The organism is Cohnella hongkongensis (assembly GCF_042654645.1).
Classification (GTDB): domain Bacteria; phylum Bacillota; class Bacilli; order Paenibacillales; family Paenibacillaceae; genus Cohnella; species Cohnella hongkongensis.
In genome coordinates, this window is the sequence record NZ_JBHSEP010000005.1 from 265,592 (window position 1) to 284,178 (window position 18,587).

Here is an 18,587-nt window from a genome sequence, read left to right on the forward strand (position 1 = left end):
GGGTGAAAAATGAACAAAACATACGGGCGATATAGAGACGACATCCGAAAAACGTTTACCGTTTATGCTTTGATACCCGTCATATTTATTACGTTATCCAGCTATGTTTTGTCATTTTCCATTCTTTACAACACGATTTCAACGCGCAATTCCGCTCTTAATTCGAATGTCGCCGAAGCTGCCGAGTCTATTGTTTCCATATACATCAACAAAGTGAACGACGTATCGAGCAGCGAATCCGTGTTGTCCGCCCTTAAGTCAGGGGCTGCAAGCACGGAATTGTACGGAGATTTTTACGATTTTGTTAACCAAAGCCCAACGAAGGCCAACTTCTTTGTGTTCGACAATGATTTGCATCCTGTTATCGCCAGCTCTACCCGCATTCCGGAATACGCCCAATCCCGGGATGCGTTAGGCTGGGGTGTACTGCGAAGAATGATGGACTCTCCGGATCAAGTGGTTCTTGCCAGACAGAATTCTAGTTCGACTTTCCGCAGTACGCTAACGATTGGCAAAGCGATCGTCATAAATGAAAGCGTTATCGGATTCGCCGCATTCGATCTGGAAGAAAAAGATTTGATTAGTATGTTCAGTCAGAACTTTTCAACCAGCACGGTGATCACCGATTCGTTCGGTTATGTCATCGCCTACACCAATGAGCTGCTGGTTGACCGCTTTGGCAAAATCGATGAAGAGTTCAGGGACGAGTCTGGCGTCGTCAAGTCGATGAACGACAGCCATTATGTCGCGAAAAAGGAGATCCTTGGAGGCGAACTGTACGTCTATACGATTACGTCCATCGGCTTTTTTAATTCCATCCGGATGCTGGTAGGCGGTTTACTCGTCTTGCTTTGTGCCATGCTGACTCTGACGACCTACTTGTCGGCACGGAAGATTGCCAGCAGTAAAACGCGAGTCATTGACGATATGATCAGAGCCGTCGAGAATGTGAAGAACGGCAATCTGCAAACGCGTCTTGAAGTGAATACGAATAATGAGTTTCAGGTGTTTGCCGAATCCTACAACCAAATGCTGTCCGATATTGAACATCTGATTGAAGTGAATAAAGAGAAAGCGCTGCAAACCGTTCTTGCGGAAATTAAACAGCTGGAATCGCAATTCAATCCTCATTTTCTCTTTAATACGCTGGAAATGATCCGCTATATGGTGAAGACAGATCCGGACTCCGTCAATCAAATTATCGTAGGCTTGTCGGAACTGTTAAGGTATAGCATCAATAACAACATTTCGGAGATCAGTCTAAGGGAAGATATCGATTATACGCAGAACTATCTTCTGATTCAGAAGTATCGTTTCGGCAAAAACCTGAACTATTCCATCGACGTGGATGAGGCCGCTTACGATTGTATCGTTCCGAAGCTGCTGGTGCAGCCGATGATCGAGAATGCGATTAAATATGGATTTGCCGCCAAGTCGGCCTTGATGATCCGGATTCAAGCCGGCTTTGTAGAAGATAAGCTGGTGGTCGTCATTAGTGACGATGGCAGAGGCATGGGGCCCGAGGTGCTTGCCGAGTTGAAGGACATCTTAGCGAAGGGCATTAACCATTCGATTCATATGGGTCTCTATAACGTTCATCGCAGAGTGCGGCTTATGTATGGCGAGGCCTGCGGCGTTGAGATTTCAAGCGAGGAAAATCAGGGTACCGTTGTGAAAATTAGGCTGCCGAGCAACAGGGGGGGCTCACCGTGCTGAAGGTGCTGATTGTCGAGGACGAAGAAATTATTCGCAAAGGGCTCGTGCACACCATCGACTGGCTTTCCATGGGCTGCGTAATCGTCGGGGACGCGGGGGACGGCTTCGAAGGGCTCAGGCTGTTCGAGGAGCATCGCCCGGATCTTGTCATTACGGACATTATGATGCCGCATATGAACGGAATCGAGATGCTTGAAAAGATGACGAATCGTTACCCGTTCCATAGCGTCATTCTGACCAGCTATACCGAGTTCGAGTATGCCCAGCAGGCCATATCATTGCGAGTATCCGAATATTTGCTGAAGCCGGTTAACGAAGCCAAGCTTCTCAAGATTATTGAGGCCGTCAAGTCTGAGGTGAGTCAGGAAAAGGCGTTCGGGGATATTGCGGAAAAGGTGAAGCAAAACAGCGAGTTCAACTTAGCGGAGCTGGACGTCTATATGTCCGCGGATAGCAGAGTGAATTATTATGTCGGCGAGGCGATCAAACAAATTCAAGCCCATTATCAGCGCAAGATCAGCGTGGAATCGATCGCCAAGGATCTTGGGATCAGTCCCAGCTATTTGAGCAGAAAATTCAGGGAGACCACTTCGCAGACCTTCCTGGAGATCCTCAACAAGTATCGGATCCAGAAAGCCGTTGAACTGCTGCATACGCAAAAATACCGAATGAATGAAATTTCCGACAAGACCGGCTTTAGCGAATATAAACATTTTTGCTCCGTATTTAAGAAGTATACCCGCATGTCTCCTTCCGACTTTCAGAAGGCCGGCAACTGGGTGATGGTCAAAAGATTTCCCCACGGGACAGAAAAGGACAAATGAGCTCGCTTTCGACAATACCGGCGTAAAAAAGGGAGAGAAACATGAAGTATAATTATCATATGCATTCTATCCATTCCGACGCTACGAATACCCCGGAGGAATTGATTGATCTTGCCCGGGAACACGGAATAAAAGCGGTCGCCCTAACGGATCATGATACGATTGACGGCGTGGCGGCTTTCATGGCCGCGGCTGAGGGAACGGATCTCGAGGCCATACCCGGCGTAGAGATTTCATCGCGCATTGGACATAAGTACGTGCATATTCTTGGTTACGGAATAGACACTAAAAATGTTGAACTGCTTGAATTGTTGCAGGCGTTGACCGCGGAAGCGACGGAATACACCAAGATTACCTTTGAAAAATATGTAGCGAAAAAGTTCAACTATTCCTGGGAACAAGTATTAAGCCACAGGAACAAGAAAGGGCTTTATCTCTCGGATTTGTTCTCCGCTATGTTAAAGGACGGAGTGTTCAACGACTGGACGCAATTTTCGGCTTTTGTCGCTTATTGCTTCCAATTCAGCGAGCAGCAATACGGATCCTCGGTCGAGAAAAGCTTTGATGCGATCAAGAAAAGCGGCGGCAAAGCCTTCCTTGCCCACCCGAAGCTGATGAAGCTGAACCCGGACGAAGAATATCGGATGTTTCACCAGTTGAAGGAATTGGGATTGGATGGGATCGAAGCCTATTATCCCGAACACTCTCCTAAGGAGTCCAGTTGGTATGAACTTTGCTGCGAGAGATTGGACTTGAAAGTATCCGGGGGAACCGATTGGCATGGAATGGCGCGCCTGAAATCTCCTCTATACTTTGTTGGCGATGTTCGTGTGAGTTGATTTAGCTGCAGGCGAGTGAGGGGATAAGCTTTCATGAGCCGTCAGCCTTTTGTGTGGGCTGCGGATGCAGCCCCAGAGCCTTCATGAGAATGAAGGCTCTTTGTCATGCCTGCCAGAGATTGTATACCAATGAACCTGTCGCACTCCAATACTGAAAGCTTGACAAGTATCCGTTGGTTTTAGGGATTCCTCCTCGTCACCCGGCTTGTTTATCATTTGTTTATCGCCCATTTGTATAATGAAGACGAAGATTGTCGAATGGAATAAAGTCATCCTACTTTTGGAAGGGGTACGTCTGCTCATGCGCTCGATCAAGCGTTGCGTTGCCGGCTTATCGGCCTTGTTGTTGCTGTTTATGGAACTCGTCGCGCCTGCGCCCGCTTCGGCGGAACCGGCAGGCCCGTCGTATTCGTGGAAGGTTAGAAGTCCGATGCCGACCGCGGAGAGTTTGAGGGACGTTGTGTATGCGAACGGAATCTTCATGGCGGTCGGAACCGGCGGTACACTGATGACTTCCGAGGACGGGATCGAATGGCAGAGCCAAAGCTCGGGAACCTCGAAATTTCTGACCGGAATCGCGCGTTCGGATGATCTCTGGGTGGCTGTTGGAGAAGGAGGCACGATTCTTGCCTCCGAGGACGGCAGCGCTTGGACAGTCCGCGCCTCCGGCGTGGCCAACAACTTGAACGGCGTTGTGTACAGCGGCAGCCGGTTTGTAGCCGTCGGCGATGGCGGCGCCATTGTCCATTCTGCCGACGGGGAAATCTGGACCAAGGTTCAGAACCCGCCGTCGACAAATAATCTTACGGGAGTCACCTATAGTCCGGGCGCCGGGTTTGTGGCGGTTGGCCCTCAAGGAACGGTGTGGGGCTCGAGTAACGGATCCGATTGGACGCTTCAGAATTCCGGCGTTGCTCCCAACCTTAGCATTACGGATGTCGTCTACGGGGACGCCGGGTTTACGGCTGTCGGCTTCAGCGGCACGATTCTGGCCTCCGTGGACGGGACGAACTGGACAAGCCAATCTCCTCCTCTCGTCCGTCACTATTATGGCGTGAACTACGTCGATGGCGGCCTTTTCATTACGGGAGGCAATGCGTCGATAGTCGATTCTCCGGATGGAGAGAGCTGGACCGGCCAGCTCCTGGACCTTCCGAATAAGGGTCAGATCAGTCTGCGCGCAGCGGCCTACGGCAACGGCGTCTATGTAGCGGTGGGGGACTGGGGCACGATCGTCACCTCGGCGGACGGCGCGAACTGGGTCCAAAGAAACAGGGGAACCGGCTATATGCTTAGCGACGTTGCTTATCACGACGGGATCTACGTGTCTGTAGGGTTGAACGGCGTAATCCTCACCTCCGCAGACGGCGAGGAATGGATTCACCGCTCTTCGGACGGGGGACAATCGCTGAACGGAGTCGTTTACGGCGACGGCATTTTTATGGCAGTAGGCTACAGGGGGACTATGGTCGTCTCCTCGGACGGGGAAACCTTCGACGTTCATACGGTGCAAGTTCCGAACGTTGACAATATCAATAATGTGACCCTTCTGGATGTTGCCTACGGCGACGGCGTTTTTGTCGTCGGGGGAGGCCTTGTCGGAGGCGCCGACCTGATTCTGGTCTCCAGGGACAAAGGCGCGAGTTGGACGCAGCATTCTTTGGGGGTGGCAAACTACAATCGAGGGGCGGCCTTCGGCAACGGCACGTTTATCGTCACCGGAACGCTCGCGATGGGCGTTTCCAAAGATGGAGGAAGCACCTGGACGAAGCTCGAGTCGATGAAGGATTACTACGATGTCGTTTATGCGAACGGCGTTTTCGTTGCGGTCGGCGGTCAAGGGCAGATCGCGACTTCGTCGGACGGGCTAACGTGGCAATTGCATCCTCAACCCAGTACGGCCTATTTTAGAGGCGGCGTCACCTATGCGGACAATACTTTCCTTGCTGTCGGAGCGGAGTATGAACTGGAAGGGAATTACGTTGTCGGGTACGAGGCCCTAATCGCGACCTCTTCCGACGGGGTCAACTGGTCTCTGCGTTCTGCGGGCATCGACAAAGAGCTGCTGCGGGTCGTCCATGGCGACAGCGGGTTTGTAGCCGTAGGCAGGGACGGAACGATCCTCCAGTCTGTATCGGCCGCCGCGCCTGTCGATCTGAACGCGGTCGGCATCGATGTGGCGGCAGGGCTGCTGACAGGGACGACGGCGGGGATGGAGTATAGTCTGGACTCCACGGACGGGACAGACGGGACGTGGCTGAGCGCGTCACCGGGAAGTACGTCGGTTGTTTTCGGACCGAGTCAGGGCGTGTACGTCAGGGAGAGTACGAATCCGTCCAATGTGCGCCAGGTCGGCAGCATTCCCGCCCAGGCGGCTGCCCCGAGCGTAGGAGCTGACTTGAGCGGGGGCTTGTCGGCAGTGAAGCTGTCGGGCGCGACGGCGGCGATGGAGTACAGTATGGACGGCGGCGCGACTTGGCAAGCGGTGACTAGCGGACTCGCCGGCGGCGCGGAGACGATCGATGCCAGTGCGCCAAGCGCGGATTTGAGAGTTCGCATCGCGGCGACCGCTTCGCTGCTGCCGTCGCAGATGACGGACAAGCTGAACTCGCTGACATTGGCGATTATAAGCCACCCGGCGGACACGTCAGGCGCGCCGGGCGGAAGCGCGACTTTCTCCGTGCAGGCGACAGGGATGAATTTGACTTATCAGTGGGAGTTCGACGCGCTGGGCAACGGTACATTCATCAATATGCCGATGTCCACAAGCCCGACTCTGACGCTGGTGAATTTGACGGAGCAGCAGAACGGCCAGCGCTTCCGGGTAGTCGTGACGGGACACGGAGGTTCGGTGACGTCGAATGCGGCGACATTGACCGTAAGCGCTCAACCGGGTGCGTGGACGGTACAGGCTACCCGAGGCAACGGGGAAGTGAGGCTCGATTGGGAGGCGATAACGGGAGCCATCGAGTACGACGTGTATCAGGCGCCCGGCCCCGGACAATACGGGGCCCAGCCGGAGGCGACCGTAACCTCGAGCACCTATACGGTTACCGGGTTGACTAACGGCCATCCTTATTACTTCAAGGTTCAAGCGAAAGACGCAAGCGGCCTTCTTCTTGCCGAGTCCGCTGAAGCGCAAGCGACTCCGGCCACCGTTCCCGGCGCGCCTGCCGGGGTTTCGGCAACTGCCGGCAACGGCAGCGCGACGGTGAGCTTTACCGCTCCGACGGACACCGGGGGCAGTCCGATAATCGGCTACGAGGTCACCGCCATGCCTGGAAATATGAAGGCAACCGGCGCAGGCAGTCCGATTACGGTTACGGGCTTGACGAACGGGACGAGCTACACGTTTACGGTGAAGGCGATCAACGCGGTCGATAAAAGCGAAGCTTCGGCGGTGTCGAACGCGGTGACGCCGACCGCGCCGCCGAGCGGCAATAACGGCGGCAGCGACAACGGCAGCGGCTCGCCGTCCCAGCCGGCCGAGACTTCGCCCGCGAAGCCTGAAGGCGTCGAAGTGCTCGTCAACGGCAAGGCGGAAAATGCGGGAACGATCACGACCGTGGAAACCGGAGGCCGGCGAGTGACGACGGTCGCCGTCGACGAGGACAAGCTGCAAGAGCGTCTGGAAGCGGAAGGGAACCGCGCTGTCATCACCATTCCGGTTAATGCTGACAGCGAGACGGTCGTCGGCGAATTGAACGGACGCATGGTGAAAAACATGGAGGCGCGGCAGGCGGTGATCGAGCTTCGCACGGAGCAAGCTTCTTACACGCTTCCGGCTCTGCAGATCAATATGGACGATCTCGCGAAGCGCTTCGGTGCGAATCCGGAGCTTCAGGACATCAAGATTCGCATCGAGATTGCCGTACCTTCCGCGGAGTGGCTGCAGATTGCTTCAGCATCGGCTTCCGAACAAGGCCTGACGATCCTCGCGCCCCCGCTGGAATTCAGCGTCCAAGCAGTTTACGGCGGCAAGTCGGAGGAGGTCGCGACGTTTAACGCCTACGTTCAACGTACTCTGGCTATTCCGGACGGAGTAGATCCGAGCCGGATTACGACCGGCGTGGTCATCGATCCGGACGGTACGGTGCGCCATGTTCCGACGAAGATTATCGTGAAGGACGGCAAATATTACGCGCAGATCAACAGCCTGACCAACAGCGCCTACTCCGTCGTATGGCACCCGCTGGAGTTCCAGGATGCGGCAGCTCACTGGGCGAAGGACGCCATCAACGACATGGGCTCGAGAATGGTCGTGAACGGAACCGGGGCCGGCATGTTCAGTCCGGACCGCGACGTGACCCGCGCGGAGTTCGCGGCGATCCTGGTTCGAGGGCTGGGGCTGAAGCCGAGCAGCGCGGCAGGGAGGTTCCTCGACGTGAATGCGTCGGAGTGGTACGACGGAGCGATCGGGACCGCTTACGCCTACGGATTGCTGAACGGGTACGAGGACGGAACCTTCCGTCCGAACGAGAACCTGACGCGGGAGCAGGCCATGCGCATGCTTTCCAAGGCGATCGCGCTGACGGGGCTGCAAGCGAACGAATCCGGCCTGAGCGCGGAGAAGCGTCTGCAGACGTTCAAGGATGTCGGCGATATCTCCAACTGGGCGCTGGAAGGTGCGGCGAGCAGCGTGAGCGCTGGAGTCTTCTCGGGCCGAAGCGGCGAATCGTTAGCCCCGAAAGCCAATCTGACGAGGGCGGAAGTGGCGACGATCATGCAGAGATTGCTGCAGAAATCGGATTTGATTAACAAATAGCTGCGTGTATGAAGATTGCCCCCGCTTGGCCAATCCGGAGCGGGGGCAATCTTCAGAGAAACAGCTTTTTTATAGTGGTCTACCCCCAGTCATAAAGACATACAGGATGGTGCATCCTCATCACGTACATGTATCTTAAACAGCTTTTCATACCGGAAGGCTTTGCGAACTGTGATAAAATAGAGCTGTTGACGGAGACGATTGAAGAACAGCTATGAAATGGAAATAAAGATAGCAAAGATAAGACAGATCGCTTCATTTTGATTATCAAGTGTTCAATGGATTGACCGAAAGACGCAAACAGGAAGACGGGGCGGTTTACCTGGCGATGGGGAAGCAGCCTTCGCAACCGGGTTGGAGTATAGCGATAGGCGGCTACTCGAATACGCGTAAAGCGATGTTCTGATCCTCGGATGAACTGAACGGAGATTGCAGAAGAGCGCTCATCAATTCGAAAGCGACGTCTGCCTTCGACCGGCCGAGAACGACTTTTTTGGTCTGCCTCGGCAGATAATCCGGGCATTCCGAGGTGCAGACGACAATCAGGCTCTCCGAGCTGCGATACTTCAAGATCTGAAAAGCTAGAAATTCGTTAAAGACGACGAGAAGCTTGTCGTTGTGCCGTTCGATGAAGCGTTGAAGCTGGTCCTCGTCGTTCGTGGCCGCGCATATGCAGGATTCGTCCAATCCGGAAGCGGATTGGATTTTTTCGTGATACCGCTTGTTGGACATCTGTTCGTGAATGAGGGCATAAGGCTGGTCAGCCGATAAAGTGGTTTTCAGATCCGCGAACAAACGTTGGAAATCGGGGTTGACCTGGCGAAACAGGGAATCGTTGATCAGACTGTCCACAATGACCAACGGCGAGCCGTATTGAAGATTTCTCGATATCGCGTGGAAGGATTGCTCCATGGCGTCGATCAGGAAAACGCCGTCCAGCTTCCTCTCCGCGATAATTTCGAAATTCGGCTTCAGCGGATCGATCTGGGAGACAAGCAGGTGATAGCCTTTGTCGCGGCACCGCCGCTCCAGCCGGTCGAGGAATGTCCCATAGCTGACGGGCTTGGGAATGCGGGCGTTGTCGGTGCTTACGAACAGCACGCCCAAGAAGTTCGTTTTTCCGAGCGACAGCGCCTTGGCGGTCAAATTTTGCACGTAGTGCAGCTTGCTTGCCGCAGCGAACACCCGTTGTCTGGTCTCTTCCGGAATCGTCTGCGTACTCACGTTATTAAGCACGTAGCTGACCGTGGCGACGGAGACTCCGGCTTCTTTGGCCACGTCTCTTAAAGTCGTTTTCTTCATCGTATCGGAACCGCCTCACTGGGATCGAAAGCTTAGCTTATCATAAATCCTGGCTCGGAAAAATGTCAAACCTGCCGGTTGACAGGTTCGGCGCAACCCCCTATACTGAAATCACTTAACCGGTTAAGTTAAAGATTTTAAGCAACAACCTTACAGAAGGGGATTCCAAAATGGCGATTTCGGCTCTATCGAAATTGATTGTACTATCCGAGGTACGCGCATCCCGTCTTGGGAATGAAAGAGAAGTCTATATTTATTTGCCCGCAGGCTACGACGACGAGCCGACGAAGCGGTATCCGGTGCTGTATATGCACGTTGGCCAGCATGTGTTCGAACCTCGAAAGCCATCTGGGGAATCCTGGGGGATGCATCGGGTAGCCGACCGATTAATATCCGAGGGACTTATCCGGCCGATCATCATCGTCGCCGTCGAGCACAAGTACGAAGACGGGACCAGCGAATATTTCCACGATCTGTGCGCTTATCCGATCCGCTGCGTCGGCGAGCAGTACGAGCACTTTCTGATCGAGGAGCTGAAGCCGATCGTGGATCGCCGCTTCAGAACGCTGCCGGCAGCGGAGAATACCGCCTTGATGGGGTCCTCGGCAGCCGGGATCGCTACGTACAACATCGGGCTTCGCCGCCCTGAGGTATTCGGCATGCTGGGGATCCTGTCGCCGTTTTTCATGAAAGTGGATCCTTATACGCTGAAGGAAACGCCTCAATACCGGTTGTACCCGTACAACGAAGGGCAGAAGATCTGGCTGGACATCGGCGGAGCGGAAGGTTTCTTCATGCCGTTCCATGTGAAAAACGTAGCTGAGAGCATGCTGCAAGCGGGCTGGAAGCAAGGAGAGGAGCTTTATTATTTCCACGATACGGAAGCCGCGCATTCCGAATGGGACTGGGGCAGAAGAGCGCATATGCCGCTGCTTCATTTTTTCGGAAGAAAGGGCGCCGTGGCCGGAGTGGAGCTTCAGGGCTCCGACATCGTCGGAGTCGTCGGCCCGGCGATGTGCGCCAATGCGGTCGTCACGCTGGACAACGGTCTTCGCTTCAGCGACTTGAACGGCAGCTACCGGACGGAGAATCCGGACATTCTCGAGGTCGCTCCCGACGGTAGGTTGCTTCCGAAGAAGCCCGGCACTGCGAGGGTCATCTATAGCTGCGAAGGCCATGAGACGGCTCTGGTGTATACCGTCGTGGATCGGTTGTCCGAGACGGTAGAGATCGAGCTCGAAATTCGCGTTCCCGAGTCGACGCCGGAAGACGCGGAGATCTATGCCACGTTCGAAGTTCCGAAGCTTGAAAAAGGGTTGTACGGCGGAACGATCCGGCTGCCTCGGGGACTAACGTTCGACTTTCTGATTACCCGCGGTTACGAGAAGGAAGAAGTCGACCAGGATTTCGGACGGATGCCCTACAGAAGGCTTGTCGCGGATGGAGACAAGCAAGTCGGCTATACGGTGCATAATTGGATCGACTTGAGGCCCGAGTCTTAAGGAAAGGATGGAGGATCGATGACAAGCCCATCGAGAATCGAGACCATGAACCATTTTCGGTCGGAGTGTTTGCGCAACGAGAGGGACGTCTTCGTTTATTTGCCGCCGGGCTACGACCAGGAACCGGACAGAACGTATCCGGTCCTGTACGTCCATGACGGTCAGAACGTATTTCACGCCGCATTTAACGGACAATCCTGGAACTTGCATCACATATGCGACCGCTTGATCGAGGAGGGACGAATCGAAGAATTGATCGTCGTGGCCGCAGCGAACATGGGGCTGGAGCGAAACAGCGAGTTCGCGCACCACGGCCCGTACTCCGATACGCTCGAATATCCCTGCCGGGGCGAGCTGTACGAGGAATTTTTGGCGGAAGAGCTGAAGCCCTATATCGATCGGATTTACCGGACGAAGCGGGAGAGCCGCCACACGGCAATGATGGGCTCGTCAAGAGGAGGACTCGTCACCTATCATATCGGGTTCCGCCGTTCCGACGTGTTCGGCAAGCTGGCCATGATCTCGCCGTACTTCGCTCAATACGATGAAAGAGAAATGACGCATTTGCCTATCGTTCAGCATTTTGCCAAGAAGCGTCCGCTGCGGCTGTGGATAGACACGGGCGGTATGGAAGGGATGACTGTTCAGGTCGATCATGTAAGGCGCATGGCGGAGCATCTCGCGGAGATCGGTTACCGTTCCGGAGAAGACCTCATGTTCTGCTACGAGCCGCAGGCCGAGCATAACGAAGAGGCGTGGGAGAAACGGGTGCACGCTCCGCTCATTTACTTTTTCGGAGATCAAGGATCGCCTGCCGCAGCGGAATTGATTGGTGGAGACGTTGCGGGAATAAGCGGGGCAAGCAGCTGCGTCTATCCGATTATCTCGCTTGAAAGCGGTTTAAAAATAGTCGATTTGGAAGCGCGCTTTAATGTAACGCCGGGCGATTCGGCGCATATCACCCCGCAAGGTTTAATTCAGGCGGTGAAAGAAGGGGAATGCACCATTGAATATTTCGGGCCTGCGTTCTCGGTATCGAAGCCTTTAAAGATCGTGCCCGAATTATCCGCAGAAGTCGAGGTGGATCTCGAGGTTGTCGTTCCGGTGGACACTGCGGCGGAGGCTAGAGTGTACGCGGGAGTGGAACTGAAGAAAGTCGGACCGCGGACGTATCGAAGGCGTTTCGTATTGCCAAGAGGTACGGGGTTTTCCTTCCACGTCTGCGAATATTCCGGTTTGCGGGAGGCCGGCGCAGGAGGCAGGGCCGTGCCGAAGAGGCAGTTCGTCGCGAACGAGAATTTAACGCTTCGTTACGAAGTGCTGAGCTGGATTCAAGGTCAAACCATATAGAACGGGGGACATTCAATGAATCATTCAACAACGACTCGCGGCGCAACCAGATTTTCGCTCCTCATCTTATCGCTTTCGCTGTTCATCGCGACAGCATGCTCGAACGATGCGGCCGGTCCCGGCGCGGCCGAGAGCGGCGCGGGCGGGCAGAGCAGGTTCGATCTGAAGTTCGAGAGGCTGGATACGGAGCTGACGCCGGAGCCCGGCGCCAGCTTGCTGATCTGGGAAAGCAAGGAAGCGCTTCCGTTCGTGGAAGCGATAATGAAGGAATTCACGGAAATCTACGGCGTAGAGGTCAGCATGCAGGAGCTCGGAACGATGGATCAGATCGGCAAATTCGAGCTGGACGGTCCGGCCGGGCTGGCCGCGGACGTCATTACGACATCTCAGGATCATTTGGGAAAAGCGGCCAGCGCCGGGTTGATCCTGCCCAACGACGAATTCGAGGCCGCGACCCGCAGCGAGCACGAAGCGGTCGCCGTTGCCGCCGCGTCCTACAACAACAAGCTGTACGGGTATCCGATCAAGGTGATGACCTATGCGATGTTCTATAACAAGGATTTGATAAGCAAGCCGCCGGCGACGATCGAAGAGGTCGTCGAGTTCGCCGCAACGTTCAACGATCCGGATAGCAACAAGTACGCGTTTATGTTCGACGCGCCTTTCTTTTATTTCAGCTATCCCTTCATCGGCTCCGCCGGCGGCTATATCTTCGGAAACAACGGCACCGATCCTGCAGATATCGGTTTAAACAACGACGGCGCGGTCAAAGGGATGGAAGTCTTCGCGGGATTGCGAAAGGAGATTCTGCCGATTTCCGCGGGCGACATCGCCAGCGACATCAAGACGACGCTGTTTAGCGAAGGAAGCGTAGCAATGAACGTCACCGGTTCCTGGTTTATCGATACGTTCCGGCAGGCGGGCGTCAATTTCGGGGTGGCGCCGGTTCCGGCCATCGGCGGGCATGATTCCGTGACGCTGTCTCAGGTGAATTCCTGGTATGTGAGCGCCTACAGCAAATATCCGAACGCTGCCATGCTGTTCGCCAGGTTCGCATCGAACAAGTCGGCGCAATTGCTGAATTACGAGCTGACCGGCGCGATTCCTACGCATATGGAAGCGGCGCAGAATCCGATCATTCAGGATGACGAGATCGCCAGCGCTTTCTATAAGCAATTCAGCGCCTCGCACCCGGCGCCTTCCATACCGGAAGTGACTAGCATATGGGTGCCCATGGATGCGGCGATGGTGGAAATATGGGACGGCAAGGATGCGAAGCAGGTGCTGGATCGGGCGGTTCAACATATTCGGGACGCCATCGCGCTCAACGCCCGGCAAGCGGATCAGCCGGCCGCAGAGCCGGACTCGTCCAAGGCTCCCTTCTGACGGCCGATGAAGACGAAGAAGCATGGGCCGACCGCGGCGCTCCTCTCGGTTCTTCTGCCGGGAGCGGGCCAGATCTACAACCGTCAATGGATAAAAGGGAGTTGTCTGCTCGCTCTCGGCACGGTCTCGGCCGGTTATTTTTGGACCGTGCTGCCGAAGGCGATATGGGGCATCGTCACGCTCGGGGACGTTCCGTCCCGGCTTGCGGAGGTCGACGGCAAGTCCGTATCCATTCCGGGAGACCATTCCATCAATCTAATGATTCAAGGCTTGATCGTGCTGTTTCTGTTCGCGCTTTATGTTTTGTTCTATGCCAATGTCATTCGCGACGCTTACCGGACGGGACGAGGCCGGGATTCCGGCCGATCTCCGGCAAGCTTCAGGCAAACGCTGATCTTTATTCACGATTTCAAGTTCGCGCAGGCGATGCTGGTTCTTCCGGCAACCGGCATTCTGTTCCTGACCATTCTGCCTATCGTGTTCATGATTCTGCTTGCCTTCACGAACTATTCCTCGCCGCACCATATTCCTCCGGGGAATCTGGTCGATTGGACCGGAATGGACTCGTTCGCCCAACTGTTCCGGTTAAAAAGCTGGAGCGGCACTTTTTTCGGCGTGCTGGGCTGGACGGTATTATGGGCGTTCGTAGCTACCGCGACGACGTTCGGGAGCGGACTGATCGTCGCTCTCGTTCTCTCCCAGAAAGAAATCGTGCTTAAGGGAGTCTGGAGGACGCTGATCATCATTCCCTACGCTATTCCCCAGATGATTTCCTTGTTGGCGATGAAGATGATGTTCAACGGGCAGTTCGGTCCGATCAACCAGTACCTGTCGTACTTCGGATTGGGACGGCTGCCCTGGCTTACGGATCCCTACTGGGCGAAGTTTACGGTCATCGTCGTGAACGTCTGGATCGGAATGCCTTTGTCGTTCCTGCTGGTCAGCGGGATTTTATCCTCGATTTCCGCCGAATTGTACGAAGCGGCCAGAGTGGAAGGGGCCGGACGCTGGCAGCAGGCGAGACTTGTCACGATGCCGTTTATCCTCTTCGCGCTCGGACCGGTGCTCATTATTCAGCTTGCCGGCAATTTCAACAATTTCAACGTCATTTATTTGCTGACGAACGGCGGTCCGACCAACCCGAACTATCAGTTCGCGGGGCATACGGATTTGTTGATTACCTGGCTTTACAAGCTGACGCTTAATAACAATATTTACAATATCGCTTCCGCGATAGGAATCATTCTCTTTATCATCATCGCCGGATTATCGATCTGGAACTACAGGCAAACCCGGTCGTTCAAAGAGGAGGAGATGGCGCAATGAAGAAGACCCGAACATCGACGAAAGTCAGGGTCGCCGGCAGCTATCTTTTCCTGCTGACGGTCGTATGCTGGAGCTTGTATCCGGCGTCATGGGTCGTTCTCTCCTCCTTGAAGCCGGGCAAATCGCTGTATAGCGAGACGTTTGTTCCGAGGAGCCTGACGCTAAACCATTATGCGGGGTTGTTCCAATCCGAAAGCCTGATGTTCTCGACCTGGTACTTCAACACGTTTAAGGTGGCCGTATTAAGCATGCTGCTCAGTACGCTGCTGGTGACGCTGTCCGCCTATGCTTTATCCCGTTTCCGGTTTCCGTGGAGAAAGGCTTCGCTCACCTTGATGCTGATTCTCGGAATGTTCCCCGGTTTTATGAGCATGGTGGCCGTATATATCCTGCTCATGCAGATCGGGCTGCTGAACACGCATACGGCGCTCGTTATCGTCTATTCGTTCGGAGCGATTATTTTCAATCTATTTGTCGCCAAGGGCTTTTTCGATACGCTGCCGAAAGGAATCGAGGAGGCGGCGCGTATGGACGGAGCCGGGAATTTGCGGGTGTTCACCGGCATTATGCTGCCCTTGTCCAAACCGATGCTTGTTTTCGTCGCTTTAACGACCTTCACCGGCGCATGGGTGGATTTTATCTTTGCCAGCCTCGTGCTGCGGTCCAAGGAGAAATGGACGGTCGCCGTCGGTTTATACGACATGGTCAATTCCTACCAGAACGCTTATTTCACTTTATTCGCCGCGGGAGCGGTGTTCATTGCCATTCCGATCACGCTGCTGTTCATGTATTTGCAGCGTCACTTCGTCGACGGGTTAACGGCCGGCGCCAACAAGGGCTAGAGGAGGTGAGGGGAATGGAAAGCGAGATCGTCTCCGCTTCGCAAGGATCGGTTAACCTTTCGCCGCAGGAAGCGGGAACCGGAGTTTCCAGGCCACTCGTACGCAATCGAACGTTTATGTGGATCTTATCCGGCAACGCGATTTCCGTATTCGGAGATTGCTTCAACGGAATCGCGCTCAGCTTGTGGATTTTGCAGACGACCGGCAGCGCCAAATCGATGGCGGCCGTGCTGATGACGCATATGATCCTGGGCGTCCTGCTCGGATCCGTGGCCGGCACGGTCGCCGATCGGATGGATCGCCGCAAGCTGATGCTCGTATCGGACTCGCTGAGATGCGCGATCGCGGCCGCCTTGGCCTATTTCGTTTTCTATGCCGAGGTTTCATTCCCTATCGTCCTTGTCCTGGTCGCATTGTTGGCGACGGCCGGTTTATTTCAGGCCCCCGCTTTTCATGCTTCGATCAATCCAATCGTAGGGAAGGATAACCTGCAGCAGGCGACGGGCTGGATTCATCTTGCCGATAATCTTTCCAGAATCTCGGGTTTGGCCTTGGCAGGCGTCATCGTGTCGATGTTAGGAGGGTTTGCGGCGATTCTGTTCAATTCGCTGGCCTATCTCCTGTCGATGCTGTGCGTATTGGCGGCAGGAAAATTTCCCTCCAATCGCGGCGCGAAGCCGAGCAACTCGACGTTTGTCGGCGATCTTAAGGAAGGCTTTCGTTATATCGGCGCCAACTCCCTGGCCAGAGCGATCGTCGTGCTTCATCCGCTGCTTATTCTTTTCTTTATGTCGTCGTTGACGATGGTTCAGGTGATGGCGGTAAAAGAATGGAAAGCGGGCCCCGTTGCGTTCGGATTTATCGAGCTGTGCATTCCGCTAGGCTACATGCTGGGCGCGAGCTTGATTTTGAGCCTCGGTTCGCGGATAGGACGACGAGGCCTATGGATATGCGCGGGACTGCTGCTGCTCGGACCGGTGTTCTATCTCTTGTCGATCATGCGCAGCGCATGGCCGGCATTGCCGTTCGTGCTGGGCTGCGGATTAATGTTCGCCTTCAGCACGATGCTCATCCAGATCATTCTTCGATCGGAAGTCAGCGTCGAGTTTCAGGGACGACTGTACGGCGCGATGGGGGCTTTGTCCGGGATTGCCCCGCCGCTAGGCTTGGCTGTTTTCTCCTCCGTCGCCGACCGTTATGGAGCATCGTGGACGTTATCGATCATTTCCATGCTGTTCCTGGCCGTCGGCATCGCGGTCACCTTGACCATGAAGCGGATCAGAACTTATGTTTGAGTGACGTTAATCCCGACCGCGAATTATGCGGTTCCCAGCTTTTCCTTCTTGCCGTGCACCCACTTGGATAGCCCCACTCTTAACTGAAAGTAGGCTGATCGCGATGTTCGATCGCGGCGTGGAGCAGACGGAGCGGGGCAAGGACGACGTGCTGTTCCTGCCGTATCTCAACGGCGAACGCTGTCTGGTGCAGGATGCGAACGCCTCCGGCTGCTTTATCGGCCTGAAGTCGACAACGACGCGCGAGCGCATGGGAGCGGCGGTGCTGGAGGGCGTAGCGTTTTCGATGCGCTAGGTTCTGGAGTTGGTGACGCCGAAGGAGTCCGGCGGCCGGCGCGTGACGCTGATCGGCGGCGGCGCGAGCAAGGCGTGGCGCCGGATCATGGCGACGTGTTCGGCTGCGAGCTGGCCGTTCCAAAGGACTCGCAATATTTGCTGCCATCGGCGCGGCCGCGCTCGGTTTCCGTCATGCAGGCTGGAGCGGCGACTACTCGTCGCTCGGGCAAATCTTCAAAGGTTTGAAGGAAGCGGTCGTGTTCGCGCCCGACGAAACGCTGCGCGCCTACTACGACCGTCAATACGAGAAGTACAAGCGAATCTACCCGCAGTATTCCTCTGTTCGCAGATTGAGGCTCAGCCCGGAGCATAGCCTGTCCCTTTCGGGACAGCCTGCTTGGGCCGGGCTGTTTGGCGTACGGCTTCGCACGTTCAAGGCTCCGTCAGTGGCGGAGGCGTGGTGCCGAGGCCAGTTCTGCGCTGGATTTCTCGAGACGGCTGTGCCCGTTGCTCAATCTGGCACTCGACAAACGTTAACTCGCCCTCGCAGACGCCACGTACTATAATAGTAAGGATAAGATAGTCGCAAAGGAGCCGGAAGCATGACGAAGCAAAAGCAACATCAGCAGCCAAAGCCGCAACCGCCCGCCCAACCGCAGCCAAAGACAAGGCAGCAGCAGCCGCGACAGCAGCAAAAATACGCGCAGCCGCAGCTCGGAAAGCCCGCCCCGGACTTCGAGCTTCCCGCCACGAACGGGGGCGCGGTCCGGCTGAGCGATTACCGCGGCCGCAAGGTCGTGCTTTATTTTTATCCGAAGGATATGACCCAGGCCTGCACGCAGCAAGCCTGCGATTTCCGGGATGCCGGATCCGAGTACGAAGGGTTGAATGCCGTCGTGCTGGGCGTCAGCACGGACGAGCTGAAGAGGCACTACAAGTTTACGGAGAAGTACGAGCTGCCGTTTCTGCTGCTGTCGGACCCAGACCATCGCGTCTGCGAGCTGTACGGCGTATGGCAGGAGAAGCAGCTGTACGGCAGAACCTACATGGGAATCGTGCGCTCCACGTTTCTGATCGACGAACAGGGTCGTCTTGCGCGGGAGTGGCGCAATATCCGGGTGAAAGGCCACGTGGACAACGTCAAACAGGCGCTGCTCGAATGAG

13 protein-coding genes are annotated in these 18,587 nt (G+C 55.3%); 12 read left to right on the forward strand and 1 reads right to left on the reverse strand.

Annotation, left to right across the window (positions count from 1 at the left end):
- The first annotated feature begins 9 nt into the window (after window positions 1–9).
- The 4 genes from ACFO3S_RS10015 (at window position 10) to ACFO3S_RS10030 (ending at window position 8,144) form a co-directional block, all read left to right on the forward strand.
- Entirely contained in the window at window positions 10–1,716 is a 1,707-nt protein-coding gene (locus tag ACFO3S_RS10015) for a sensor histidine kinase (RefSeq protein ID WP_378094950.1), read from the forward strand.
- Window positions 1,710–2,540, forward strand: coding sequence for a response regulator transcription factor (locus ACFO3S_RS10020; protein WP_378094952.1), 831 nt, complete (start codon window positions 1,710–1,712; stop codon window positions 2,538–2,540). Before ACFO3S_RS10015 ends, ACFO3S_RS10020 begins: the two co-directional genes overlap by 7 nt.
- A 41-nt stretch (window positions 2,541–2,581) precedes the next feature.
- Window positions 2,582–3,379 (forward strand): PHP domain-containing protein, encoded by a 798-nt coding sequence (locus ACFO3S_RS10025; protein WP_378094954.1) that lies wholly within the window; start codon window positions 2,582–2,584, stop codon window positions 3,377–3,379.
- Between the two features lie 430 nt (window positions 3,380–3,809).
- Window positions 3,810–8,144 carry an S-layer homology domain-containing protein gene (locus ACFO3S_RS10030; protein WP_378094956.1) on the forward strand — a complete coding sequence of 1,445 codons (4,335 nt, stop codon included), beginning with the start codon at window positions 3,810–3,812 and terminating at the stop codon, window positions 8,142–8,144.
- 375 nt (window positions 8,145–8,519) lie between these two features.
- Here the strand turns inward: ACFO3S_RS10030 and ACFO3S_RS10035 are convergent, their stop codons facing one another.
- Entirely contained in the window at window positions 8,520–9,446 is a 927-nt protein-coding gene (locus tag ACFO3S_RS10035; RefSeq protein ID WP_378094958.1) for a LacI family DNA-binding transcriptional regulator, read from the reverse strand.
- 170 nt (window positions 9,447–9,616) lie between these two features.
- On the opposite strand from ACFO3S_RS10035, the gene ACFO3S_RS10040 reads away from it, so the two are divergent.
- The 8 genes from ACFO3S_RS10040 to bcp all read left to right on the forward strand — a co-directional run bounded on the left by ACFO3S_RS10040 (window position 9,617) and on the right by bcp (window position 18,586).
- On the forward strand, window positions 9,617–10,948 hold the full coding sequence (locus tag ACFO3S_RS10040) for an alpha/beta hydrolase (RefSeq protein WP_378094960.1): 1,332 nt from the start codon (window positions 9,617–9,619) through the stop codon (window positions 10,946–10,948).
- Between the two features lie 18 nt (window positions 10,949–10,966).
- The gene (locus tag ACFO3S_RS10045) at window positions 10,967–12,298 is read left to right on the forward strand and encodes an alpha/beta hydrolase (RefSeq protein ID WP_378094962.1); all 1,332 of its coding nucleotides are present in this window, start codon (window positions 10,967–10,969) and stop codon (window positions 12,296–12,298) included.
- A gap of 15 nt (window positions 12,299–12,313) precedes the next feature.
- Window positions 12,314–13,684, forward strand: coding sequence for a sugar ABC transporter substrate-binding protein (locus ACFO3S_RS10050; protein ID WP_378094964.1), 1,371 nt, complete (start codon window positions 12,314–12,316; stop codon window positions 13,682–13,684).
- Window positions 13,685–13,690: 6 nt separating this feature from the next.
- Complete coding sequence (locus tag ACFO3S_RS10055) at window positions 13,691–15,010, forward strand: carbohydrate ABC transporter permease (RefSeq protein WP_378094966.1); 1,320 nt, start codon at window positions 13,691–13,693, stop codon at window positions 15,008–15,010.
- Window positions 15,007–15,852: a sugar ABC transporter permease gene (locus ACFO3S_RS10060; RefSeq protein ID WP_378094968.1), complete on the forward strand. Its 846-nt coding sequence runs from the start codon at window positions 15,007–15,009 to the stop codon at window positions 15,850–15,852. The genes ACFO3S_RS10055 and ACFO3S_RS10060 overlap by 4 nt, the downstream gene beginning before the upstream one ends.
- 14 nt (window positions 15,853–15,866) lie before the next feature.
- Window positions 15,867–17,147 (forward strand): MFS transporter, encoded by a 1,281-nt coding sequence (locus tag ACFO3S_RS10065; protein WP_378094970.1) that lies wholly within the window; start codon window positions 15,867–15,869, stop codon window positions 17,145–17,147.
- Window positions 17,148–17,250: 103 nt separating this feature from the next.
- Window positions 17,251–17,442 carry an FGGY-family carbohydrate kinase gene (locus ACFO3S_RS10070; RefSeq protein WP_378094972.1) on the forward strand — a complete coding sequence of 64 codons (192 nt, stop codon included), beginning with the start codon at window positions 17,251–17,253 and terminating at the stop codon, window positions 17,440–17,442.
- Between the two features lie 583 nt (window positions 17,443–18,025).
- A complete protein-coding gene (gene bcp / locus ACFO3S_RS10075; RefSeq protein ID WP_378094974.1) occupies window positions 18,026–18,586 on the forward strand; it encodes a thioredoxin-dependent thiol peroxidase in 561 nt (186 codons plus the stop codon).
- Window position 18,587 lies beyond the last annotated feature (1 nt).